Raw genomic sequence first — 23,193 nt, 5'->3', positions numbered from 1 at the left:
TGCTATAAGCTGCATTTGAAAAGCCCTTGCTTATATTCAATCCAGTATAAAGACGTGCAATTTCGTCCCAAAAAAAATGCGGTTTTGTTTCAGGGGGCTTTATTTTACCGTTTTGTCAGTGTTCTAACAGCTTCCCCCAGAGAATCGGGCTGCGCTGAAAATACGTGACGAAGAACCAGGTCGCCACTGGTAATATCGGCACCATCGGGGTCGATACCCACAATTTTGAACTGTTCCCGAAGGGCGTCTGATTTCCAAAGCCCGCGCGCAATATGTGCGATTTCCAACGCGTGATTTTCATTCAGATCGTCAAGCGCCTTCTGTTCGCCTTCGGCAAAGCTGGCGCTGACGGAAGCTGCGCATAGCAAATCGTCCCGCGTCAGATTGAATGCCTTGCCGAAACCGCCGTTAAGGCTGGCGCTTTCCAGTTCGAGACGGAAGAAGGCGAAATCTCCAAGATCCACATAGAGCGCCCCCTTCGGATTATGATTGAGATAGCGCCTGCGGATGCGCGGATAGTCGGCGTCGGTTTTCTCAACCTTTCGCGCCTGACAGTGGAGGGTGACACGGGCATGGGCGAGGGGGTCTCCCTTGCCGACTTCGCCGAGCAGAAGCGAGCAGGCAGGGTTTGCCAGCAGGCCCGGCGTATGCGCGGCCAGTCCGGAGACCAGAACAAGCGGTGTGCCATCCACGTCTGTCGCAACGGCAACGCGGCTTGCCAGCGGCCTGCCGGTTGCCGCGTCAAAAACGGCAATTGCACCGTAGCGCGACGTGCGCAGCAACGACTTGGCAAGCTGGATGGCTTCGGGCGTGGTCGGACGAATAGGATTGGCTTCGGGCATGGTCTGCAGGACTCAAATATGACTGTTATTGTCCACTTAATACGACGCCTTTTCCCAAAGCGCCAGTCAATTCGGCGGGGGCCTGACAGGGCTGATGCGGGACACACTTTCAGTTGATCGAATTATGGATCTGGCGCCTCGAGTCGGTGATGCGCAGCTTGCATTACCCCATGCAAAATGCGTGCGAATAATATTATAATTCAGTGTGCTTTAGCGCAATTTTCCGAAATCATACCCTTTCATAGAATAAAAATCTAACGATTGGTCCCATAATCGGTTGAGAATATGAAGTGGTTCTAAAAATTGCGCTTGCAAAGTGACGATCCACACGTTTCGATAAGCGCAAGCTGCGGGCAATGGGGTGCGCGCGGCATGCTTTTCCGTGGAGGCGGACAATAATGAAATTCTACCAAAAACTCCTGGCAGCAACCGCGCTGGTGGCTCTGATGAGCGGTGCTGCATCGGCGAAGACCTTTGTGTATTGCTCGCCGGCTTCGCCTGAAGGCTTCGATCCGGCTGCCTATACCGGCGGCGATACGTTCGACGCCTCGGCCCATCCGGTTTACAACCGCCTTGCCGAATTCGAAAACGGAACGACGAAAGTCGTGCCCGGTCTCGCAGAAAGCTGGGACGTTACCGACGACGGTCTGGAATACACCTTCCACCTGCGCAAGGGCGTCAAGTTCCATTCGAACGACTATTTCACGCCGACCCGTGATTTCAACGCCGACGACGTGATCTTCTCCTATGATCGCATGCGCAACAAGGACAATCCTTGGCACCAGTACACCGCTGGCATCACCTACGAATATTTCGACAGCATGGAAATGGGTGCGCTGATCAAGGACATCGTCAAGGTTGACGATTACACCGTCAAGTTTGTGCTGAACCGTCCGGAAGCGCCGTTCCTCGCAAATATCTCGATGCCTTTCGCTTCGATCATTTCGAAGGAATACACGGACAAGCTCGCCGCCGATGGCAAGAAGGACGATCTGAACCAGGTTCCGGTCGGCACCGGCCCGTTCCAGTTCGTCGCCTATCAGAAGGACGCCGTCGTGCGCTTCAAGGCCAACGAAAACTATTGGGGCGGAAAGCCGAAGATCGACGATCTCGTCTTCGCGATCACGACCGATCCGGCTGTTCGCGCGCAGAAGCTCAAGGCTGGCGAATGCCACCTGATGTCCTATCCTGCTCCGGCAGATATCAAGGGCCTCCAGGCCGATTCCAACCTCAAGGTTGACGAACAGGCTGGCCTCAACGTCGCCTACTTCGCGTACAACACGCTGAAGGCGCCTTATGACAAGCCGGAAGTCCGCAAGGCGCTGAACCAGGCCGTCAACAAGCAGGCCATCGTCGATGCCGTGTTCCAGGGGCAGGGCCAGGTTGCCAAGAACCCGATCCCGCCGACGATGTGGGGCTATAACGACAAGGTCGAGGACGACAAGTATGATCCGGAAGCCGCCAAGAAGGCTCTTGAAGCCGCTGGCGTGAAGGATCTGAAGATGAAGCTGTGGGCGATGCCTGTCAGCCGTCCTTACATGCCGAATGCCCGCCGTACCGCCGAACTCATGCAGTCCGATCTGGCCAAGGTTGGCGTCAACGCCGAAATCGTTTCGATGGAATGGGGCGAATACCTCAAGAAGTCGTCCGACAAGGACCGTGACGGCGCCGTGATCCTCGGCTGGACCGGTGACAATGGCGATCCGGACAACTTCCTCGGCACGCTTCTCGGCTGCGCCGGCGTCGGTTCCAACAACCGCGCCCAGTGGTGCTACAAGCCGTTCGAAGACCTGATCCAGAAGGCCAAGGTCTCGACCAGCCAGGAAGAGCGCACCAAGCTTTACGAAGACGCACAGGTGATCTTCAAGGAACAGGCTCCTTGGAACACCATTGCTCACTCGACGGTCTTCGTGCCGATGTCGGCCAAGGTCACGGGCTTCAAGCAGAGCCCGCTCGGCGACTATCGCTTCGAAGACGTTGATATCTCCGAGTAAAATCTGACAACACGAGCGGCCGGGTGTAGGGTGATCCCCTGCACCCGGTCGGAGTTTTTGTATGTTCCGCTTCATATTGAACAAACTCGTCTATCTGGTTCCGACCTTCATAGGCATCACAATCGTGGCTTTTGCCTTCGTCCGGGTTCTTCCGGGCGATCCCGTGCTGTTGATGGCCGGCGAACGCGGCGTAAGCCCCGAGCGCCATGCCGAACTGATGGCGCAACTGGGCTTCGACCGCCCGATCTGGCAGCAATATCTCGACTATGTCTGGAACCTGCTGCACGGCGATTTCGGTCAGTCCCTGGTGACCAAAAAGCCTGTTCTCGTCGAATTCTTCGCGCTGTTTCCTGCAACTGTCGAGTTGTCGATCTGCGCGATCATCGTGGCTATTCTCCTCGGCATCCCCGCCGGCGTCATCGCGGCTGTCAAGCGCGGCTCATGGTTCGATCAGGGCCTGATGGGCATTTCGCTGGTCGGTTATTCGATGCCGATCTTCTGGTGGGCGCTCCTGCTCATCATCCTGTTCTCAGGCGTGCTGCAATGGACGCCGGTCTCCGGCCGCATCTCGCTGCTCTATTTCTTCCCGCCCGTCACCGGTTTCATGCTGATCGACAGCCTGATGTCGGACCAGAAGGGCGCTTTCGCCTCCGCGGTCTCGCATCTCATCCTGCCGACCATCGTGCTTGCGACCATTCCGCTCGCCGTTATCGCCCGCCAGACGCGCTCTGCGATGCTGGAAGTCCTGGGTGAAGATTATGTGCGTACCGCGCGCGCCAAGGGCCTGCCGGTTCGTCGCGTCGTCGGTCTGCATGCGCTTCGCAATGCGATGATACCCGTTATCACGACGATCGGCCTTCAGGTCGGCGTTCTGATGGCCGGTGCGATCCTCACGGAGACGATCTTCTCATGGCCCGGTATCGGCAAATGGATGCTCGATTCCATTTTCCGTCGCGACTATCCAGTCGTGCAAAGCGGATTGCTGCTGATCGCATTCATCATCATGCTGGTGAATCTGGTCGTCGATCTGCTGTACGGCCTCATCAATCCGCGTATCCGGCACAAGTGAGGGTATAATGACACACTCAGCTATTCAGCCGGAAGCCGTGAACGACGTCGGCAAGATGCGCGCGTTGAGGGATTTCTGGTTCTATTTCAGCGTCAATCGCGGCGCTGTGATCGGTCTTTTCGTATTTCTCGCGATCATTCTGGTCGCAATCCTTGCTCCGCTTATTGCGCCGCATGGCCCTACGGATCAGTTCCGTGAATTCCTAAAGACTCCGCCGTTCTGGGAAGATGGTGGCACGACGCAGTTTCTTCTCGGTACTGACGAAGTTGGGCGGGACATTCTTTCCCGCCTGATCTACGGCGCGCAATATTCGCTGCTTGTCGGCTTCGTCATCGTCATCATTTCGATGTGCCTCGGCATCACGATTGGCCTTATCACCGGCTATTTTGGTGGCGGCGTCGATACGGTGTTCATGCGCATCATGGACGTTATCCTGGCATTCCCGTCGCTGCTGCTGGCGCTGGTTCTGGTGGCGATCCTTGGGCCGGGCCTGATCAATGCCGTTCTGGCGATCACGCTGGTTCTGCTGCCGCACTTCTCGCGTCTCACCCGCGCTGCCGTGATGGCGGAAAAGGAACGCGAATATGTGACCGCGGCCAAGCTTGCCGGTGCAAGCAAGCTGCGCCTCATGTTCAAGACCATTTTGCCGAACTGTCTTGCCCCGCTCGTGGTGCAGGCGACGATGTCGTTCTCCAACGCCATTCTCGACGTTGCGGCTCTGGGCTTTCTGGGCATGGGCGCGCAGCCACCTACACCCGAATGGGGCACGATGCTTGCATCCGCACGTGAGTTTATCACGAGCGCCTGGTGGATCGTTACGTTCCCCGGCCTTGCGATCCTGATTACTGTTCTCGCCATCAATCTGATCGGCGACGGTCTGCGCGATGCGCTTGACCCGAAGCTCAAGAGGAGCTGACCGATGGCGCTGTTAGAAATCAAGAATCTATCGGTTTCTTTCGACACCTCGACCGGTCCCTTCAAGGCGGTCGACGGGATCGACATTACGGTGGACAAGGGCGAAGTGCTGGCGATTGTCGGCGAATCCGGTTCGGGCAAGTCTGTCGGAATGCTCGCCGTCATGGGCCTCCTCCCCAAGTCAGCGACCGTTACCGCAGATGTCATGACCTTCGACGGTCAGGACTTGCAGGCGATGTCCGACAAGGAACGCCGCAAGATCATCGGCCGCGACATTTCGATGATTTTCCAGGAACCGGTCGCAAGCCTCAATCCCTGCTTCACGGTCGGGTATCAGCTTGAGGAAGTGCTGAAGCAGCATATGGGCATGAACGGCTCGGCAAGCCGTGCCCGCGCCATCGAGCTTCTGGAACTCGTCGGCATTCGCGATGCGGCGGAACGCCTGAAAAGCTTTCCGCATCAGATGTCGGGCGGCCAGTGCCAGCGCGTCATGATCGCGATTGCGATTGCGTGCAATCCCAAGCTCCTCATCGCAGACGAACCGACGACGGCTCTCGACGTGACGATCCAGAAGCAGATTCTCGATCTGCTGATGCGGCTTCAGGTGGAGCACGGCATGGGTCTGATCATGATCACCCACGACATGGGTGTGGTTGCCGAAACGGCGGACCGCGTGATCGTGCAGTACAAGGGCCACAAGATGGAGGATGCCGACGTGCTGTCGCTGTTCTCCGCGCCCAAGCATCCTTATACCCGTGCGCTGCTGTCTGCCCTGCCGGAGAATGCGACCGGCGACCGTCTTCCGACGGTGTCCGATTTCGTCTTTGAAAATAATGGTGCGGGAGAAGCGTGATGAGCGAGATTGTTCTCGAGGCGCGCGATATCAAGCGCGATTATCATGTCGGCGGCGGGCTGTTCGGCAAGCCAAAAGTGGTTCATGCCGTCAAGGGCGTAAGCTTCAAGGTCGAGAAGGGCAAGACGCTGGCGATCGTCGGTGAATCGGGTTGCGGCAAGTCCACGCTGGCCCGCATTCTCACCATGATCGATCCACAGACCTCCGGCGAACTGAAGATCGGCGGCAAGGATGTGAACATCGCTCGCGATGGCCTGACGCCCGAAATGCGCCAGAAGGTGCAGATCGTGTTCCAGAACCCCTATGGTTCGCTCAATCCGCGCCAGAAGATCGGCGACGTTCTGGCTGAACCGCTGTTGCTGAACACCAATATGTCTGCGGAAGAGCGCCGCTCCAAGGCCATGCAGATGCTGTTGAAGGTCGGCCTCGGCCGCGAGCACTTCAACCGCTATCCGCATATGTTCTCCGGCGGTCAGCGCCAGCGTATCGCCATTGCGCGCGCGCTGATGCTCAACCCGAAGCTGCTCATTCTGGATGAGCCGGTTTCCGCACTCGACCTTTCGGTGCAGGCACAGGTCCTCAACCTGCTGGCCGATCTGCAGGAAGAGTTCGGCCTTACCTATGTCTTCATCAGCCATGACCTTTCGGTCGTGCGCTATATCGCCGATGAGGTGATGGTGATGTATTTCGGTGAGGTGGTTGAATACGGTTCGCGCGACGACGTGTTCAACAATCCGCAGCACGATTATACGAAGAAGCTCTTCGCCGCGACGCCGCGTGCGGATGTGGATGCCATCAAGGCACGCGTGGAAGCGCGCGCTGCTGCAAGACAGGCCGCCCATAGCTGACACGCATACTGCGCAGCCTGAAATTCGAAAGCCGCACATGAGAATGTGCGGCTTTTTTGTTCACGAAGAGGTTCCGCGCTGCTGATGCCAGGCCAGCGCACGCACAATGTCGTCTGCCGCAATCTTGCCGACCACGGCGCCGTTCTCGACGATGCCGACATCGCCGCTGCTGTCCGCCACGGCATTCATCAGTTCGCGCACCAGCGTTTCGCGCCGTGCGGTAGCCGCAAAAGGACGCGGTGCCGCATTGCGATCGAAAGGCACCATGATGTCTCCGGCGCGAAGCACGCCGAGCGGGTTCATATGCGCAACGAAGTCGGCGACATATGCATCGGCGGGCTGCAGGAGAATTTCCTGCGGCGTGCCGCACTGGACGATACGCCCGCCTTCCATGATGGCGATGCGATTGCCGATCTTCATGGCTTCATCGAGATCGTGGCTGACGAAGACGATGGTCTTTTTCAGGCGCGACTGGAAAGCCAGCAATTCGTCCTGCAACCGCGTGCGGATCAGCGGATCGAGGGCTGAGAAAGGCTCGTCCATCAGCAGGATCGGCGCGCCGGTCGCAAAGGCGCGGGCAAGTCCGACGCGCTGCTGCATGCCGCCGGAAAGCTCCCCGACCTTGCGCTTGGCCCAATCCTGCAAGCCGACGAGTTCGAGCTGGTCGCGGGCCTTGGCGAGACGCTCTTCCTTGCCCATCCCTGAAATTTCCAGTCCGAAGGCGACGTTTTCCTCGACCGTGCGCCATGGCAGCAGGCCGAACTGCTGGAACACCATGGAAACCAGCTCGGTGCGCAGATGGCGGAGTGTCGCCCGGTCAGCCTTGCCGACATCGATGGCACGGTCGCCTTCACGAACGAGAACGCGGCCGCGTGAAATCGGATTAAGCCGGTTGATTGCGCGAAGAAGGGTCGATTTGCCCGAGCCGGACAGCCCCATGAGAACGAGGATTTCGCCTTCCTCGATGTTGAGCGTGCAATTGTGGACGCCCAGGACGAGATTGGTTTCCGCCTGAATCTGCGAGCGGGTTGCGCCGCGATCCGCCAGCGCCAGCGCGTCGCCGACATTGCTGCCGAAAATGATGCAGACGTCTTCGAGTGCGATGATGGTCATCCGCTTGTTCCTATTTCTCGTTCCCAGCGCGGAAGATGCGATCAAGTATGATTGCAACCACGACGATGATAAAACCTGCTTCGAAGCCGAGAGAAATGTTTACGGAGTTCAGCCCGCGCACCACCGGCACGCCCAGGCCGTCGGCGCCGACAAGCGCGGCGATGACCACCATCGACAGCGAAAGCATGATCGTCTGGGTCAGGCCCGCGAGGATTTGCGGCATCGCATAGGGCAGTTCGACCTTCCAGAGAAGTTGCGAGCGTGACGCGCCAAAGGCTTCACCCGCCTCGATGAGCGAGGACGGTGTGGAGGAAATGCCGAGCTGCGTCAGGCGGATGGGGGCGGGGATCACGAAGATGACGGTGGCAAGCAGGCCCGGCACCATGCCGATGCCGAAGAAAACAATCGCCGGGATCAGGTAGACGAATGTCGGCAAGGTCTGCATCAGGTCGAGAACCGGACGCATCGCGGCGTAAAGTGCCGGACGATGGGCCGCAGCAATGCCGAGCGGCACGCCGATCGCCATGCAGACAAAACACGATGACAGGACGAGCGTCAGCGTCTTGAGGGTTGGTTCCCAATAGCCCTGATTGATGATGAAGAGGAAACCCAGAACGGTGAGCAGGACGACTGAGATACGACGCTGGATCAGCCAGGCAATGATTGCGAAGATGGCGATCAGAAGCAGTGGATGCGGCAGTTGCAAGAGATACAACAAGCCGTCAATCAGGCCCTGCATGATCGCCGCCAAAGTGTCGAAGAAAAGCCCCAGATGGGTCGTCAGCCAGTCCACCACAGATTTGGCGGTTGGTCCGACAGGAATCTTGTAGTCCGTCAGCCAGTTCAACGATCAAGTCTCCTGCTGCGTGCTTGTGATGAAGGTGCTGGAATGTGCCGGGCCGCGTTTGTCGCAGCCCGGCGGCATAGGAGAATCAAAGGCCGAGCGCCGCCTTGACGGCCGGCAGGCCTTCCTTGCCGTCGACGGTCGTCACGCCTGCGAGCCACTGGTCGAGAACGCCGGGATTGGCCTTGAGCCAGTCCTGTGCGGCTTTCGACGGTTCCTGGCCGTCATCGAGAATCTTGCCCATGATCTCGTTTTCGATATCGAGCTTGAATTCCAGATTGGTGAGGAACTTGCCGACGTTCGGGCATTCCTGCGTGTAGCCGGTGCGCACATTGGTTTCGACCTTGGCGCCGCCGAGATTGGGGCCGAAGAAATCGTCGCCGCCGGTGAGGTAGGCGATTTCGAAACGCTTGTTCATGGGATGCGGCTCCCATGCCAGGAACACGACCGGGTCCTTGCTCTTGATGCTGCGCGCGACCTGCGCCAGCATTCCCTGCTCGGAGGATTCCGCCAGTTCGAACGACTTGAGACCGAAGGCGTCCTTGTTGATCATGTCGAGGATCAGGCGGTTGCCGTCATTGCCCGGTTCGATGCCATAGATCTTGCCGCCCAGCTTGTCCTTGAACTTTGCAATGTCCTTGAAGTCCTTGAGGCCTTCGTCATAGGCGTATTTAGGTACGGCAAGCGTATATTTCGCGCCCGTCAGATTGGTGCGCAGCGTCTCGACGGTCTTGTCGTCCAGATAGGGCTGGAGGTCGGCGCTCATGGACGGGTTCCAGTAGCCGAGGAAGACGTCGATGTCCTTCTTGCTCAGCGACGCATAGGTCACCGGCACGGAGAGAACCTTGATGTCGGTCTTGTAGCCGAGACCTTTGAGGATTTCCGTCGCCACCGCCGTCGTGGAGGTGATGTCGGTCCAGCCGACATCCGAGAAGCGGACGGTCGAGCAGCTTTCGGGTTCGGCGGCGACGGCGTTTGCAGGGGCGCTCAGCATTGCCGTTCCCGTGGCAAGCCCACCCAAGGCAAGCGTAAGCATAAGGGTCGATACGGACTTCATTGTTCTCTCCATTTACCGGGCCGTTTTTACGGATTGATTGTTTTTCCGGTTCCAGCTTTAGCAAACACCAAAGATTTCGCCATTCAAGTACCATAGCGGCGAAAATGTTCTTGATTGCGACGTTGACCGCAGTTTCCGGCGAAAAACCGTTTCGCACCTGATTTGAAACCGCCTTGAAGCTGTTTGTCGCTCATCATTTTCCGGAACCGTCGGCCAGGGGAGGCGGGCAGGATTGCCACGCACTTGGCCGAAGCGGGTTGGCGCCATGTTACGGATCGGCTCCCGGGATTCAACCCTGTCAGCGGAAAATGACGGATAAAATCAGTTGGATGAGCGTTCGAGTGGATTGAATTTGACGTTTGATATCCGTCCGATATAAATCTCGTTTCAATCGTCAAATTCGAAAAATCCACGCGATTCATAAAGTTGCCAGTGGTCTGATTCCGACATTTGCTCAGCGCTCATATCCGCGGGACGCAAATGTCGGAATCAGACCATTGGGTTGTCGAAAAGATGAGCACACTCTATTTGAGAACCAGTGGCTTTTTCAGGCTTGGCTGCTTGCGAACGGGACTTGCGATGCATAGGTCCGCGTGCGGGTGCAGACGCGGTGCGAAGCCCCGGTTTATGGGGCAAAAGGAAGGATATTTTACAGTGTGGAATGCAGTAAAGGGCGTTTTTTCCTTCCTCGGACGTTTCATCGCGGCGCTTGCCCGCCTGATTGCCATTCCGCTTGGCGGTTTGTGGCGGCTTTTCCTGCGGCTCGGAATTTTGTGGAAAGTTGTGAGCGCGGTCCTCGTGATCGGTCTTGGCGGGCTTTACCTCTATTTCATCTGGCAGACTCAAGCCTGGACGAATTTCGATCCCGACTATCCGGCCAAGTACAGCTATCAGAATGCGACGACGCCCGGCGAAGAGGTGAAAGCGGAGGCCGCGCCAGCCGAGGTTCCGTCCACTGCCGCACCGGCAGAACAGCCCGCTACCGCGCCATCAACCGGCCAGAACAGCGATGCCGCAACGGCGAATCAACCGGTTCAGGCGGCGCAATTGCCGTCGTCGGCGCGCAAATGTTCGCGTTCGGCCATTGCCGAAGTTGCTGCCGATCTCACCGATTTCAACGTCAACCAGAATGCATGGATTTCTTCCATGCTGCTCTACAAGCTCGGCTTTTTCGGGCTGGATTGGGACCGCACACCGTTCCTCGACAACAAGGCTTCGTTCCAGCGGGGCATCAATGCAGCCGTGCGCCGCACGGCGATTGAACTCGTTGACAATATCGGACGCCTCAGAGGCACATCGCAGATTGATGGCGATCTGCAAAAGGCGCGCGGCAATCTGCAATTTGCCGAAGATTCCTGGTATTTCGGCCTGAGCCCCTTTGGCCCTAAAACGCCGACGCCGAGCTATTACCGTTCGGCGATCAAGGATCTGCGTGCCTTCAACGGGCGGCTGGAAAACTGTCAGGCAACATTCGATGCGCGCGCCGACAATCTGATCCAGTTCGTTGACCGTATCGCGAGCGACCTCGGTTCGACTTCGGCCATCCTCAAGGACCGTGCCGAGAACTACCATGCCGGCTGGTTCGACACGCGCGCGGATGATCGTTTCTGGTTCGCTTATGGCCAGCTTTATGCCTATTACGGCCTGCTGCGTGCAGCACATTCGGATTTCCGGGGCGTTCTGGCCGAAAAGCACCTCGACGGTGTGTGGGACGAGATGGAAAAGCAGATGCGCGCCGCGCTCGACATGCAGCCTTTCATCGTTTCCAACGGCAGCCCCGATGCCTGGTTCACGCCGTCGCATCTGACCACGATGGGCTTCTACATCCTGCGTGTCCGTTCGAATCTGGTCGATGTGAAGCAGGTTCTGGAGCGCTGACGGGCAATGGAACTGCCAGCTTCCTTGCGACAGGCGGTGGATGCTGCGCTTGAGGGCGTGGCTCTGGCCGACCTGAAGCGCGCATCCGAAATGCTTTCGCGCCGTTACCGGGCCGAGACGCGCGACGGGCGGATGCATATTTCCGACGATCTTGCCGCGAAAGCCTATCTGGCGGCGCGCCTGCCTGCGACCTATGCGGCGGTTCGCGCCAGTATGGACAGTGCAGCCGAGGTCTGTCCCGATTTCGCGCCGCAATCCATGCTGGATGTGGGGGCAGGGCCGGGAACGGCCCTTTGGGCGGCCAGGCAGTGCTGGCCCATGCTTCAATCGGCAACGATGATCGAGGCAAGCCCTGCAATCCGTGCAGTGGGAAGCGGCCTTTCGCAAAATAGCGGATTGCCCGATCTCGATTGGCGGGCAGGGGATGTGGTGCGGGAAAAGCTCGATTTTCCCCACGCCGATCTCGTGACCATTGCCTATGTGCTGGACGAGCTTGCGCCTGAAAAGCGGCAGACGCTGATCTCGCGCCTGTGGGCAGCGGCAACGCAGATGCTGGTTATCGTGGAGCCGGGTACACCGGCGGGCTGGCAGCGCATTCTCGATGCGCGCCACACGCTCATCGCCGAAGGCGCAATCATTGCGGCGCCCTGTCCGCACCAGCTCGATTGCCCGCTGGCCGCGCCTGACTGGTGCCATTTCTCGCGCCGGGTTGCGCGCTCACGCATTCATCGTCTGACCAAGGACGCGGAAGTGCCGTGGGAGGATGAGAAATTCATCTATCTTGCTGCGGTGCGCGAGACGGTCAATGATGTGAAGGCGCGAGTGATCGCGCCGACCCGGGTTGGCGGCGGCAAGGTTTCGGTTAAACTGTGCAAGGATGACGGCAGGGCCGAAGAACGTCTCCTGACCAAGCGCGAGGGTGATCTGTTCCGTTGGGCGCGCCGCGCCGACTGGGGCGATGCTTTGATTGAAGAGTGAGCCGGAACCAAAACGATGAAGATCAGTCTGGTCCAGTTACGTCTGCTTGAAGCTGTTGCGGAAACCGGCAGCGTCGGCGCCGCCGCGCGCCGCCTGCGCCTGACGCAATCGGGCGCAAGTCAGGCGATTGCGACACTGGAAAAGATACTCGGGGTCGAAGTGCTGGCGCGTAAGCGCGACGGGGCTGCGCTGACGGCGTTCGGACAATCGATCCTTGCCGACGCCAAGGCGGCGCTTCAGGCCATCGACCGGATAGAGGTGCAGGCACGGTGCCGTGCTTCGGGCGCGCCTGAACGGCTGCGCGTTGCGGCAATCCCGAGCCAGCTCCAATATGTCCTGCCCGGTCTGCGAAAGACGTTTCAGCGGCTTTATCCCGGCATCGAGTTCAGCGCTTTCGAGGGTGGGCACGATGATGTCAGCCTGTGGGTGCGGGACGGCATTGCTGATCTCGGCATCACCTCGCTGCCCACGCCTGAGCTTGAGGCTCGCGAGGTTGGCCGCGAAGAACTGGTCGTGGTGGGCAGGCGGGACGATCCCTTCATGCGCAACGACACCGTTGCCGCGGAGGAACTGCGCAACCGCCAGCTGATCGCGGCTGCGGGCTGCGAAATGATCATCGACCGGATTATCCATGGCGATGGCGAAACGCGCAGCGAGCAGGTGCGCACGCGGGACGTCGCCACGGTGCTGGAAATGGTACGGCATGGCATCGGCACCACGCTTCTGTCGGAAATCAGCCTGCCGGACGCCGATCTGCATGGATTGCGCGCGCGCCGCCTCAATCCGGCGACTTTCCGCACTGTCTATATCGTCTTTCGAGCCGACAGCCCGGTCAAGCATCTGATCGACCGGTTCTGCGATGTGGCCCTGCAAGCCAGAAGCCGGGCGGCATAAGAAATTCTAATATCTCATATCTCGCTTATCCGTGGCGCTCGTCGCGGCCAGGAATGCAATAGTCCGGCGCTATTCCTTTTTCCTGCTGCGAGTGAAAATGACGGCCATCACCGACACCCATCCGACGACTTCGACTTCCAATACCATACGCGGTCTGGCCTGGGGGCTGTCCGGGGTGCTGGTGTGGTCCGGTTCCTTCGTCCTGACCCGGTTCGGGTTCAAGACCGCCTTGACGCCATTCGACATCATTGCCCTGCGCTTCGGCGTGGCAGGGCTGGTGCTGTTGCCGGTCGTTCTGATGAAAGGGTTCGGTCTTCGCCAGCTTGGCCCGCTCGGCTTCGTGCTTCTGGCTTCCGGCGCAGGCGTTCCCTATGCGCTGCTGACCACCTGCGGCCTGCAATATGCCCCGGCGTCCCATGCGGCGGCGCTCATTCCGGGGCTGATGACGGCGATGGTCGCCATTATGGGAATGGCGCTTCTGAAGGAACATCTTGCACCATCGCGGTGGTCCGGGGTCGTGCTGATCGTGATCGGGGCCATGCTGATCGCCGGTCTGTCGCAACTGGGCGGGCCGGAAATGCTCGGGCACCTGTTCTTTTTCGTCGCGGCACTGGTTTGGGCGATCTATGTCATGGTGTTTCGCAAGAAAGGGATAGACGGGCTGCACGCGACCGCCATCGCCGCCGTCACCTCGGCAATCGTCTATCTGCCGATCTACATGATCTTCCTGCCCAAGGGGATGGACGCGACACCCTGGGGCGATATTGCCCTGCAGGGGTTTTATCAGGGCGTCCTGACCTCGGCCTTCGGCGTATTCGCCTTCAACCGTGCCGTTGTCCTGCTGGGAACGGCTGCGGGGGCAGCGCTATCGGCGCTGATCCCCGTCATTACTCTGGTTCTGGCGCTTGTCCTGCTTGGCGAAGTGCCGGGCTGGACCGACACGCTCGCCGCCTTCCTGATCAGCCTCGGCGTGCTGGCCCTGAACAGGAAGGGCAAGAAACCTGCCGCCTCATGATGCCTGCAAGGCGGGCCTTGCGGCAGGGCGGTTGATGATGAAGACCATGGCAGCGGCGGCAAAGCACATGGCGCCGGCAAGGATCAGGGCTGGGGTGTAGCTGTCATAGTCGGTGCGCACGAGCCCCGCGAAGGCGGCTGCGGCCGCTGCACCGATCTGATGGCCGGTGAACACCCAGCCAAAGACCAGCCCGGCCTTTTCCGGGCCGAAACGTTCGGCGGCAAGCTTGACCGTCGGCGGCACGGTCGCCACCCAGTCCAGCCCGTAGAAGACGGCGAACAGTGCCAGTTCGTAGACGGTGAAGTCGGTAAAGGTCAGGTAGATCAGCGACAGGCCGCGCAGCGCATAGAACCAGAACAGAAGCCAGCGATTGTCGAACCGGTCGGAGAGCCAGCCGGACATGATCGTGCCGATGAGGTCGAAGGCGCCGATCACGGCAAGGATGCCCGCAGCCCCCACCGGAGCGATGCCAAAATCGCCGCAAAGCGTGATCCAGTGCGTCTGGATCAGGCCGTTGGTGGAAAAGCCGCAGACGAAGAAGGTCAAAAACAGGACCCAGAAGGTCGCGGTCGACGATGCTTCGCGCAAGGTGACGAGGGGCGAGGCCAGCATGGCGCCGAAGCTCTTGCGGGGTTCAGGCGCTGGCAGCGGCGCGGTGCGGCCGAACGGTTTCAGGCCGATATCCGCCGGGTGGTCCCGCATCAGGGCGAGAACCAGCACAAGGGCCGCAACAAGGAAACAGATGACGATGGTGAGCGATGTGCGCCAGCCGATCGTCTGGCTGACGCTGGCAAGGATCGGCATGAAGACCAGCTGGCCGGTGGCGTTGCTGGCGGTCATGAGGCCGACGACGAGGCCGCGCCGCTTTTCGAACCAGCGGGCCGCGACGGTTGCGCCAAGCACAAGCGCGGTCATGCCGGTGCCGAGGCCGATCACGATGCCCCAGAGCCCTACCATCTGCCATTCCTCGGTCATGAAAATGGAGCCGACAAGCCCCAGCGAAATCATGATGAGAGCGGCGGCAACCACGCGGCGCAGTCCGAACTGGTTCATGAAGGCAGCGGCGAATGGCCCCATGAGGCCGAAAAGAACGAGGCGAAGCGCCATTGCGAAGGAGATATTCGCGTTGGTCCAGCCGAATTCACGCTGGAGCGGTTCGATCAATATGCCCGCTGATCCCATGGCGGCAGCCGTCGCCAGCATGGTCAGGAAGGTAATGGCGGCGACGATCCATCCGTAATGGATGTTTCTCTGGGCGAGAAAGCTGGCAAGGCGGGCAGAAATCATCTTTGGCGCTTTCGGGTTCAAGCTGGCTCTCGACCAGCCTTGCGTTTGATGGCGAAGCCATTCGCCCTGATCTTTGGATTCCACGCATCGTGCTTTGCGAAAATCGTCACCGATTTCGGGCCGATGCTGTAGCGGGCGCATGGCTTCAGGTCATTGTTTTCAGTCAAAGGCGTTTGGTTTTCAGTCAAAAGGCGTCTGGCTTAGCCGAGCGCGCGGAGCAGATGCTGCAATTGCTCCACGCCGTCCTCTCCCAGCCGGGTTTCGATTTCCTCCTGCGCCTGATCCCAGAGCGGGCCGCCGCGCTCAACCAGATCGCGGCCATCAGCCGTGAGCGTGACGCTGGTCTCGCGATGGTCGTCGCTGGCGGCGGGCTCGATCAGGCCCATTCGCTGCAGAACCTTCACATTGCGGCCCATGGTCGAGCGGTCCAGTTCCGACAGATGGGCGAGTTCCGTCACCGAGATGGAGCCCGCGCGCCGGATTTTCCGCAGCGTGCTGAACTGGGCGACATTGATGCCAAGCGGAGCCAGCGCGTTGTCGTAAACGCTCGACGTCTTGCGGGCTGCCTGGCGCAGAAGAATGCAGAAACACGGATGTGACATATTGCGGGTATATACCCGTAAATAATTGCGCGCAAGGTCGAAGTGCGGAACAGGGAATTCGTTGCTGCCCATGCTGCTGACAGCAACGACGTGTTCAGGAAGGGCTTGTCGCCTGCTCAGACGGCGATATAGGCGGTTTCCTTCACTTCCTCCATCACGGCATAGGTGTGCGATTCCCGCACGCCGGGGAGGGAAAGAAGCGCTTCCGAAAGGAAACGCCGGTAGTGATCCATGTCGGATACGCGGGCCTTGACGAGATAGTCGAAGCCACCCGCAACCATGTGGCATTCCAGGATGTCCGGATTGTTGCGGGTGAAGGTCGAGAAGGTTTCAAAGACTTCCGGCGTGGTGCGGTCGAGCTTGATCTCGATGAAGACCAGCATGGCCCGGTCGAGCATCTTGGGCGAAAGCCGCGCCGAATAGCCTAGAATATACCCTTCGCGGGTCAGTCGCTTGACGCGTTCGGCGGTGGCCGTCTGCGAGAGATTTATGCGATCAGCCAGTTCGGTATTGGTCAGGCGTCCATTCTCCTGAAGGGCGCGCAAAATACTCCTGTCCATCGCATCGAGATTCTTCATCAGTTGTCCCCAATGGCCGTTTATGTGTGACGGCTCTATTCTTGATTTTTGCATATGTGTTTGAGTTGCCACGGAAATGAATCCGAAATCGATCCCCGACGCAAGACGAAACTTGTTGGGTGGTCCTACAAATTTTCGAACTGTTTCGATGAATTGGCCTCAAATGTAAGCATACGTGCAAATAACAATCACAGGTTGCATAATAATCGCGGCCTGTGATAAGGATAAATGTGCATACTGAAAGTCATATTGCACCTGGAAATTTTGGCATGGGGTAAGGGGGGCCGGATTGGGGGAATCGTTGCTTTCCTTCCGTCCCGTTCATCCCCGGTTCTGAGGAAGTCCGGACAGCCCCAAACTGTCCGGCTTTCTTTGTGGTGATTGCTGAACGTGGCGAAGGCCCTGTCGGCGGCGAGCTGGACGGCGCTTTGCGGCCCGGATTGCGCGCCCGAATTTTCCGGTTGCAAGGAAACGGATTGAACGCTAACAGTAGCTCCATGAACATTTCGCGCAATATCGTCATCAACGGTTGGTGGTGGGCCCGCTAAAAGCGGCCACGCAGGCGTTTGTGCATTTGCGTTCAGGAAACAGGCCGCTGGGATTATCCGGGCGGCCTTTTTGTTTGGCTGTTTGTATAAGACCGGCGGGAGAAACCGGTTTCCGGGAATGTTTGGGAACAGTTGGAGCATGTCCCCGGAAGCGGGAGCCGTTTTTGGGATCGTGACATGCGTCAAAAACAAATAGATAGAGCATTTTAAACCGGAAATGCTCTCGTTTTGGGATAGCCGATCATGAATGCGAAGATTGCGGATAGCGAGATATTCCAGCACGAGACGGCGGGCGGCATCGTCGTCGAGCGCGTGCGCCACCTCACAGCCTATAAGGGCGCGATCGAGACCTATATCGATGCGCTGAACGAACGGCGCGGTGCGGTGTTCTCGTCCAACTACGAATATCCGGGCCGCTATACGCGATGGGATACGGCCATCGTCGATCCTCCGGTGGTCATCACCTCGCGCGCCCGCACCATGCGCATCGAAGCGCTGAATGCCCGCGGCGTCATTCTGCTTCGTCCCATTCTGAACACGGTAAAGGCGCTGGCCGAAGTGACGGTCGACAAGGCGGAAGAAAACCGCATCGAGCTGAACATTGCCGAGCCGAGCGGCACCTTTACCGAGGAAGAGCGCTCGCGCATGCCTTCGGTCTTCACGGTCCTGCGCGCCATTGTCGGCCTGTTCTTCTCCGAGGAAGACGCCAATCTCGGTCTTTACGGCGCCTTCGGTTACGATCTGGCGTTCCAGTTCGATCCGATCCAGTACAAGCTGAAGCGCCCCGACGATCAGCGCGATCTGGTGCTGTTCATCCCGGACGAAATCTTCGTGGCCGATCATTATGCGGCACGCGCCTGGGTGGATCGTTACGAATTCACCTGCGGCGGTTCTTCCACGCACGGCCTCGCACGTGCGACGCCTGCACGCGCCTTCAAGCCATCGGACGCCAAGCTTGCGCGTGGCGACCACAATCCGGGCGAATATGCGAAACTGGTCGAGCGCGCCAAGGAGAGCTTCAAGCGCGGCGACCTGTTTGAAGTGGTCCCGGGGCAGACCTTCTACGAGCGCTGCCACACTGCGCCATCGGAGATTTTCCGCCGGTTGAAGACGATCAACCCGTCGCCCTATTCCTTCTTCATCAATCTGGGCGAGAATGAATATCTGGTCGGCGCGTCGCCGGAAATGTTCGTGCGGGTGAACGGCAGGCGTATCGAAACCTGCCCGATTTCAGGCACGATCAAGCGCGGCGAAGACGCGATTTCGGATTCGGAACAAATCCTGAAACTGCTGAACTCCAAGAAGGACGAGTCCGAGCTGACCATGTGCTCGGATGTGGATCGCAACGACAAGAGCCGCGTCTGCGAGCCGGGATCGGTGCGCGTCATCGGCCGTCGCCAGATCGAGATGTATTCACGCCTGATCCACACGGTCGATCACATCGAAGGACGGCTTCGCGACGGCATGGATGCCTTTGACGGTTTCCTCAGCCATGCATGGGCCGTGACCGTGACCGGCGCGCCGAAGCTGTGGGCGATGCGCTTTCTGGAGGAAAACGAACGCAGCCCGCGCGCTTGGTATGGCGGCGCGATTGGCATGATGCACTTCAACGGCGACATGAATACCGGGCTGACGCTGCGCACCATCCGCGTGAAGGATGGCGTGGCTGAAATCCGCGCTGGTGCAACGCTTCTGTTCGATTCCAATCCGGAAGAGGAAGAGGCCGAAACCGAATTGAAGGCTTCGGCCATGATCGCTGCGGTGCGCGAGGCGCAGAAGAGCAATCATGTCACCGAGGAGCGCGTAGCGGCGAAGGTGGGAGAGGGCATCTCCATTCTGCTCGTGGATCACGAGGATTCCTTCGTGCATACGCTCGCCAACTATTTCCGCCAGACGGGAGCGACGGTTTCCACCGTGCGCTCGCCGGTGGCGGAAGAGGTGTTCGACAGGATCAAGCCGGACCTGGTGGTTCTTTCGCCCGGACCGGGCACGCCGCAGGACTTCGATTGCAAGGCCACCATCACCAAGGCGCGCAAGCGCGAACTGCCGATCTTCGGTGTCTGCCTTGGTTTGCAGGCGCTCGCCGAAGCCTATGGCGGCACGCTGCGCCAGTTGCGCATTCCGATGCACGGCAAGCCGTCGCGCATCCGCGTGTCGAAGCCGGAGCGGATATTCTCGGGCCTGCCGAAGGAGGTGACGGTTGGGCGCTATCATTCGATCTTCGCCGATCCGGAGCGTCTGCCGGATGATTTTCTGGTGACGGCGGAAACGGAAGATGGTGTCATCATGGCATTCGAGCACAAGCACGAACCGGTTGCCGCCGTTCAGTTCCATCCGGAATCGATCATGACGCTTGGCCACAATGCCGGAATGCGCATGATCGAGAATGTGGTGACGCATCTGGCAGGCAAGAACAAGGCGCGCCGCACCAACTACTGACCGAACGCTTCGCGTCGTGATTTCAAGCCAGCCGCGACCCGCGCCGCGGCTGGTTTTTTTATGACCTGCCGGCGCTTACCCATTGCCTGCTCTGGCAACTCATTTGCAACTGTAATGCCTTGCATTTGCAGGAGAAAATTAAATGCGGGAACTGAAAAAACAGGGTACGAAGTTTTGCTTTTCTGGGGTATAGAGCGGCGGTGAATTGCTGCCGCATATGCCAGATGCGTTGTGGATGTGTCCCGCGCGCTGGCGCGCATCCGAAAAGTGTGAAACGGTTTCGGATAAGATGTGCGGTTCATGACAAGCCGTTGGAGCGCCGGTCTGTTTCAACCGGATCGAACCGCGCTCCAAGAGTTTTTATAGTCGCATTATCCTACGCAAAGCCGCTTCGCACTTTTGCTGGAAATGCTCTGGATCAAGATAATCAAAGGTTCATCATGGACGCGAGTGCAAAGGTTCGGCGGCTTGCCGCTTGGTCTATCCCCATTGCTTTCGGTGTGATGGGCCTGAAATATCTGGCCTATGCGCTGACCGGTTCCGTGGCGCTTTATTCGGATGCACTGGAATCCATCGTCAATGTGATTGCGGCGGTCGGCGCATGGTGGGCAATCCGCATGAGCTACAAGCCAGCGGATGGCAATCACCCTTTCGGGCATCACAAGGCCGAATATATTTCGGCTGTCGTGGAAGGCGTCCTGATCACGGTCGCCGCGCTCCTGATCTTCCGCGAGGCGTGGTTTGCGCTGGAAACCCCGCGCAAGCTCGATGAACCCTGGCTGGGCCTTGCCATCAACACTGCTGCGGCCGTCATAAACGGCCTGTGGGCGACCTTGCTGATTCGCACCGGCCGCAAGTTCCGCTCGCCCGCGCTGGAAGCCGACGGCAAGCACATCATGACCGATGTTTTCACCTCGGCTGGCGTTCTGGTCGGCCTTGTCGGTGCGGTGGTGACGGGCTGGGCCATACTCGATCCGCTGCTTGCCATACTGGTCGCCATAAACATTCTCTGGCAGGGCTGGCATGTCATCAATTCCTCGGTGCAGGGGCTGATGGATATTGCCGTCGAACCGACCGAGGAAATGCGCATCCGCGACGTGATTTCAGCCAATGCGGGGGGCGCCATCGAAGTTCACGACCTCAAGACGCGCATTGCCGGCCGGGTCACCTTCATCGAGTTTCACCTGGTCGTTGCCGCCGATATGAGCGTCGGCGATGCCCATGTGATTTGCGACCGTATCGAAGATGCCCTGAAGAAGGAGATCGACAGCGCGCGCGTGGTGATCCATGTGGAGCCGGAGGACGAGGCAAAGCTGCCGCCGGGAACCAGCGCTGTGCCATTTGCCTGACTGAAATACTGTCTTGCATGGCGGATAGTGCGCGTGTAAAAGCTTTCCCCATGACGATCAAAAACGCAACATCCATGGAACATTCCGCAGCGGCCTTCGGCGCGCGCGTTGATGTTTGCGTTCTAAACTCGCTTCTTACCCTCGGCCTTAGCGGCGATCGCCGGGCTCGCTGAAAGGAGCGTCCGGCGGTCGATCCCCGGTCGCAGGCCTGTGCTCCTTTCCAGAAAACCCTTATAATTGATCAGTATTATCCGCGCTTGACGGCTTGAATCCGTCGACAGCCGGGAGGAAACGAACATGAATCAATCCGTCACCACGCCGCAATCGAAGTCCGTCTCCGAGCGCAAAGGCATGCCGATTGCAGGCAGCAAATATTCACCTTTCCCGGTTCCGCAGCTCGATGACCGCACCTGGCCGTCCAGACGCATCGAAAAGGCCCCGATCTGGTGTTCGGTCGACCTGCGCGACGGCAATCAGGCATTGATCGACCCGATGGGCCACGACCGCAAGGAGCGCATGTTCCGCCTGCTGGTCGATATGGGTTTTCCGGAAATCGAAATCGGCTTTCCGTCCGCTTCGCAGACGGATTTCGACTTCTGCCGTTGGGCCATTGAGCATGGCAATGTGCCGGACGAAGTGGAGTTGCAGGTGCTGGTTCAGTGCCGTCCCGAACTGATCACGCGCACTTTCGAGGCGCTGGAAGGCGCGAAGTCGCCGATCATCCATTTCTACAATTCCACCAGTGAATTGCAGCGCCGCGTGGTCTTCGCCAAGGATGTCGGCGGTATCAAGCAGATCGCGACCGACGCCGCCAAGATGATCATGGACATGGCTGCCAAGGCAGCCAATTCTACAGATGGCGGCTATCGCTTCCAGTATTCGCCGGAAAGCTTCACCGGCACCGAACTGGATGTGGCGCTGGAAATCTGCAATGCCGTCATCGAGATCGTGAAGCCGACGGCGGACAACAAGCTGATCGTCAATCTGCCCTCGACGGTCGAGATGAACACGCCGAACGTCTATGCCGATCAGATCGAATGGATGTGCCGCAATCTCGACAATCGCGAGAACCTGATCGTCTCGCTGCACCCGCATAATGATCGCGGCACGGGCATCGCCGCCACTGAACTCGGCCTGATGGCGGGCGCCGACCGCGTTGAAGGTACGCTGTTCGGCAATGGCGAACGCACCGGCAATGTGGATGTGGTGACGCTGGCGCTCAACATGTACACGCAGGGCGTGGACCCGGAACTGGACTGCACCGACATCAACCGGATGAAGGAAGTCTATGAATATTCGAACCAGTTGAAGATCGCCGAGCGCCACCCTTATGTCGGCGAACTGGTCTATACGGCTTTCTCAGGCTCGCATCAGGATGCGATCAACAAGGGCATGAAGGCGCGCCGTTCGGCGAATTCGCCTATCTGGGAAGTGCCTTATCTGCCGATCGATCCGCAGGATGTGGGCCGCTCCTACGAAGCCATCATCCGCATCAATTCGCAGTCGGGCAAGGGCGGCATCGCCTATATCCTGCAAGCGGATTACGGCCTGAACCTGCCGCGCAACCTGCAGGTCGAATTCCGCGAGATCATCCAGAACATTACCGATGAAGAAGGCAAGGAACTGCCGTCGAAGCGCATTCACGACGAGTTCCAGAAGCTCTACGTGACGCAGCCCGGCGCACGCATCAAGTTCGTGGATCATCACACCATGCCCGATCCCGAGCAGAAGGGCCGTCGCATTCTCACCGCCGAAATCACCGATAACGGCGTGACCAGGAATATCGAGGGCAAGGGAACCGGCCCGATCGACGGTTTTGTCGATGCGCTGTCCAAATATCTCGGCGTAAAGATGTCGGTCGTCGACTATTCCGAACATTCGCTACAGCAGGGTTCGGACGCTTCGGCCATTTCCTACGTCGAAATGGCTCATCCGGGCGGCAAGCTGTTCGGCGCCGGTATCAACGACAATATCGTCAGTGCTTCACTGGAAGCAATCGTCTCGGCGGCCAACCGGGTGATTGGTCGTTAAGCCAAAACACATAGATTAGAGCGCCGGTCTGATTCAGATGGGCGCTCTATCTCCTTGTT

The 23,193-nt window shown here is 58.9% G+C and carries 19 protein-coding genes; 12 read left to right on the top strand and 7 right to left on the bottom strand.

What is annotated here, in order from left to right; all coding sequences use genetic code 11:
• Positions 1-104 precede the first annotated feature (104 nt).
• Positions 105-842, bottom strand: a complete 738-nt coding sequence (locus OINT_RS08490) for a HugZ family pyridoxamine 5'-phosphate oxidase (protein ID WP_006467379.1) — start codon at positions 840-842, stop codon at positions 105-107.
• 398 nt (positions 843-1,240) lie between these two features.
• Here OINT_RS08490 and OINT_RS08485 point away from each other — a divergent pair, with 398 nt between their 5' ends.
• From OINT_RS08485 to OINT_RS08465, 5 genes are all read left to right on the top strand, one after another.
• Positions 1,241-2,836 carry an ABC transporter substrate-binding protein gene (locus tag OINT_RS08485; RefSeq protein WP_006472623.1) on the top strand — a complete coding sequence of 532 codons (1,596 nt, stop codon included), beginning with the start codon at positions 1,241-1,243 and terminating at the stop codon, positions 2,834-2,836.
• A 61-nt stretch (positions 2,837-2,897) separates the two neighbouring features.
• Complete coding sequence (locus tag OINT_RS08480) at positions 2,898-3,905, top strand: ABC transporter permease subunit (RefSeq protein WP_006467377.1); 1,008 nt, start codon at positions 2,898-2,900, stop codon at positions 3,903-3,905.
• Positions 3,906-3,912: 7 nt separating this feature from the next.
• A complete protein-coding gene (locus OINT_RS08475; protein WP_006467376.1) occupies positions 3,913-4,821 on the top strand; it encodes an ABC transporter permease subunit in 909 nt (302 codons plus the stop codon).
• Positions 4,822-4,824: 3 nt separating this feature from the next.
• Positions 4,825-5,673 carry an ABC transporter ATP-binding protein gene (locus OINT_RS08470; RefSeq protein ID WP_006467375.1) on the top strand — a complete coding sequence of 283 codons (849 nt, stop codon included), beginning with the start codon at positions 4,825-4,827 and terminating at the stop codon, positions 5,671-5,673.
• Positions 5,673-6,521, top strand: coding sequence for a dipeptide ABC transporter ATP-binding protein (locus OINT_RS08465; RefSeq protein WP_006472712.1), 849 nt, complete (start codon positions 5,673-5,675; stop codon positions 6,519-6,521). The genes OINT_RS08470 and OINT_RS08465 overlap by 1 nt, the downstream gene beginning before the upstream one ends.
• A 60-nt stretch (positions 6,522-6,581) precedes the next feature.
• Here OINT_RS08465 and choV read toward each other — a convergent pair whose 3' ends face one another.
• The 3 genes from choV to OINT_RS08450 all read right to left on the bottom strand — a co-directional run bounded on the left by choV (position 6,582) and on the right by OINT_RS08450 (position 9,535).
• Positions 6,582-7,634, bottom strand: a complete 1,053-nt coding sequence (gene choV / locus OINT_RS08460) for a choline ABC transporter ATP-binding protein (RefSeq protein ID WP_006472713.1) — start codon at positions 7,632-7,634, stop codon at positions 6,582-6,584.
• Positions 7,635-7,644: 10 nt separating this feature from the next.
• A complete protein-coding gene (gene choW, locus OINT_RS08455) occupies positions 7,645-8,481 on the bottom strand; it encodes a choline ABC transporter permease subunit (protein WP_006467372.1) in 837 nt (278 codons plus the stop codon).
• An 85-nt stretch (positions 8,482-8,566) separates the two neighbouring features.
• Positions 8,567-9,535 carry a choline ABC transporter substrate-binding protein gene (locus OINT_RS08450; RefSeq protein ID WP_006472714.1) on the bottom strand — a complete coding sequence of 323 codons (969 nt, stop codon included), beginning with the start codon at positions 9,533-9,535 and terminating at the stop codon, positions 8,567-8,569.
• A gap of 627 nt (positions 9,536-10,162) precedes the next feature.
• On the opposite strand from OINT_RS08450, the gene OINT_RS08445 reads away from it, so the two are divergent.
• The 4 genes from OINT_RS08445 (at position 10,163) to OINT_RS08430 (ending at position 14,300) form a co-directional block, all read left to right on the top strand.
• On the top strand, positions 10,163-11,413 hold the full coding sequence (locus OINT_RS08445) for a DUF2333 family protein (protein WP_006472715.1): 1,251 nt from the start codon (positions 10,163-10,165) through the stop codon (positions 11,411-11,413).
• 6 nt (positions 11,414-11,419) lie between these two features.
• Positions 11,420-12,391 carry a small ribosomal subunit Rsm22 family protein gene (locus OINT_RS08440; RefSeq protein WP_006467369.1) on the top strand — a complete coding sequence of 324 codons (972 nt, stop codon included), beginning with the start codon at positions 11,420-11,422 and terminating at the stop codon, positions 12,389-12,391.
• Between the two features lie 15 nt (positions 12,392-12,406).
• Positions 12,407-13,285: a LysR family transcriptional regulator gene (locus tag OINT_RS08435; RefSeq protein WP_006467368.1), complete on the top strand. Its 879-nt coding sequence runs from the start codon at positions 12,407-12,409 to the stop codon at positions 13,283-13,285.
• 97 nt (positions 13,286-13,382) lie between these two features.
• Entirely contained in the window at positions 13,383-14,300 is a 918-nt protein-coding gene (locus tag OINT_RS08430; RefSeq protein ID WP_039852957.1) for a DMT family transporter, read from the top strand.
• Here OINT_RS08430 and OINT_RS08425 read toward each other — a convergent pair.
• The 3 genes from OINT_RS08425 to OINT_RS08415 form a co-directional block, all read right to left on the bottom strand.
• Entirely contained in the window at positions 14,295-15,587 is a 1,293-nt protein-coding gene (locus OINT_RS08425) for an MFS transporter (protein ID WP_006472717.1), read from the bottom strand. The genes OINT_RS08430 and OINT_RS08425 overlap by 6 nt on opposite strands.
• A 200-nt stretch (positions 15,588-15,787) precedes the next feature.
• Complete coding sequence (locus OINT_RS08420) at positions 15,788-16,189, bottom strand: MarR family winged helix-turn-helix transcriptional regulator (protein WP_006472718.1); 402 nt, start codon at positions 16,187-16,189, stop codon at positions 15,788-15,790.
• A gap of 116 nt (positions 16,190-16,305) precedes the next feature.
• A complete protein-coding gene (locus OINT_RS08415) occupies positions 16,306-16,767 on the bottom strand; it encodes an Lrp/AsnC ligand binding domain-containing protein (protein ID WP_006472719.1) in 462 nt (153 codons plus the stop codon).
• Between the two features lie 791 nt (positions 16,768-17,558).
• Here OINT_RS08415 and OINT_RS08410 point away from each other — a divergent pair.
• The 3 genes from OINT_RS08410 to leuA all read left to right on the top strand — a co-directional run bounded on the left by OINT_RS08410 (position 17,559) and on the right by leuA (position 23,134).
• Positions 17,559-19,754 (top strand): anthranilate synthase component I, encoded by a 2,196-nt coding sequence (locus tag OINT_RS08410; protein WP_006467362.1) that lies wholly within the window; start codon positions 17,559-17,561, stop codon positions 19,752-19,754.
• 440 nt (positions 19,755-20,194) lie between these two features.
• Positions 20,195-21,103 (top strand): cation diffusion facilitator family transporter, encoded by a 909-nt coding sequence (locus tag OINT_RS08405; RefSeq protein WP_006472720.1) that lies wholly within the window; start codon positions 20,195-20,197, stop codon positions 21,101-21,103.
• Between the two features lie 297 nt (positions 21,104-21,400).
• Positions 21,401-23,134, top strand: a complete 1,734-nt coding sequence (gene leuA, locus OINT_RS08400) for a 2-isopropylmalate synthase (RefSeq protein WP_006467360.1) — start codon at positions 21,401-21,403, stop codon at positions 23,132-23,134.
• Positions 23,135-23,193: the final 59 nt, after the last annotated feature.

Origin of the sequence: Brucella intermedia LMG 3301 (assembly GCF_000182645.1) — a bacterium.
Classification (GTDB): Bacteria; Pseudomonadota; Alphaproteobacteria; order Rhizobiales; family Rhizobiaceae; genus Brucella; species Brucella intermedia.
Note: the sequence above shows the minus strand (reverse complement) of the source record. Positions and strands in the feature narration are given on the sequence as shown.

Excerpts from the sequence above, each read along its gene's own strand:
- OINT_RS08490 (WP_006467379.1), bottom strand. The coding sequence starts at position 842 with ATGCCCGAAGCCAATCCTATTCGTCCGACCACGCCCGAAGCCATCCAG.
- OINT_RS08485 (WP_006472623.1), top strand. The coding sequence starts at position 1,241 with ATGAAATTCTACCAAAAACTCCTGGCAGCAACCGCGCTGGTGGCTCTG.
- OINT_RS08480 (WP_006467377.1), top strand. The coding sequence starts at position 2,898 with ATGTTCCGCTTCATATTGAACAAACTCGTCTATCTGGTTCCGACCTTC.
- OINT_RS08475 (WP_006467376.1), top strand. The coding sequence starts at position 3,913 with ATGACACACTCAGCTATTCAGCCGGAAGCCGTGAACGACGTCGGCAAG.
- OINT_RS08470 (WP_006467375.1), top strand. The coding sequence starts at position 4,825 with ATGGCGCTGTTAGAAATCAAGAATCTATCGGTTTCTTTCGACACCTCG.
- OINT_RS08465 (WP_006472712.1), top strand. The coding sequence starts at position 5,673 with ATGAGCGAGATTGTTCTCGAGGCGCGCGATATCAAGCGCGATTATCAT.
- choV (WP_006472713.1), bottom strand. The coding sequence starts at position 7,634 with ATGACCATCATCGCACTCGAAGACGTCTGCATCATTTTCGGCAGCAAT.
- OINT_RS08450 (WP_006472714.1), bottom strand. The coding sequence starts at position 9,535 with ATGAAGTCCGTATCGACCCTTATGCTTACGCTTGCCTTGGGTGGGCTT.
- OINT_RS08445 (WP_006472715.1), top strand. The coding sequence starts at position 10,163 with ATGGGGCAAAAGGAAGGATATTTTACAGTGTGGAATGCAGTAAAGGGC.
- OINT_RS08440 (WP_006467369.1), top strand. The coding sequence starts at position 11,420 with ATGGAACTGCCAGCTTCCTTGCGACAGGCGGTGGATGCTGCGCTTGAG.
- OINT_RS08435 (WP_006467368.1), top strand. The coding sequence starts at position 12,407 with ATGAAGATCAGTCTGGTCCAGTTACGTCTGCTTGAAGCTGTTGCGGAA.
- OINT_RS08430 (WP_039852957.1), top strand. The coding sequence starts at position 13,383 with ATGACGGCCATCACCGACACCCATCCGACGACTTCGACTTCCAATACC.
- OINT_RS08425 (WP_006472717.1), bottom strand. The coding sequence starts at position 15,587 with ATGATTTCTGCCCGCCTTGCCAGCTTTCTCGCCCAGAGAAACATCCAT.
- OINT_RS08420 (WP_006472718.1), bottom strand. The coding sequence starts at position 16,189 with ATGTCACATCCGTGTTTCTGCATTCTTCTGCGCCAGGCAGCCCGCAAG.
- OINT_RS08415 (WP_006472719.1), bottom strand. The coding sequence starts at position 16,767 with ATGAAGAATCTCGATGCGATGGACAGGAGTATTTTGCGCGCCCTTCAG.
- OINT_RS08410 (WP_006467362.1), top strand. The coding sequence starts at position 17,559 with ATGAATGCGAAGATTGCGGATAGCGAGATATTCCAGCACGAGACGGCG.
- OINT_RS08405 (WP_006472720.1), top strand. The coding sequence starts at position 20,195 with ATGGACGCGAGTGCAAAGGTTCGGCGGCTTGCCGCTTGGTCTATCCCC.
- leuA (WP_006467360.1), top strand. The coding sequence starts at position 21,401 with ATGAATCAATCCGTCACCACGCCGCAATCGAAGTCCGTCTCCGAGCGC.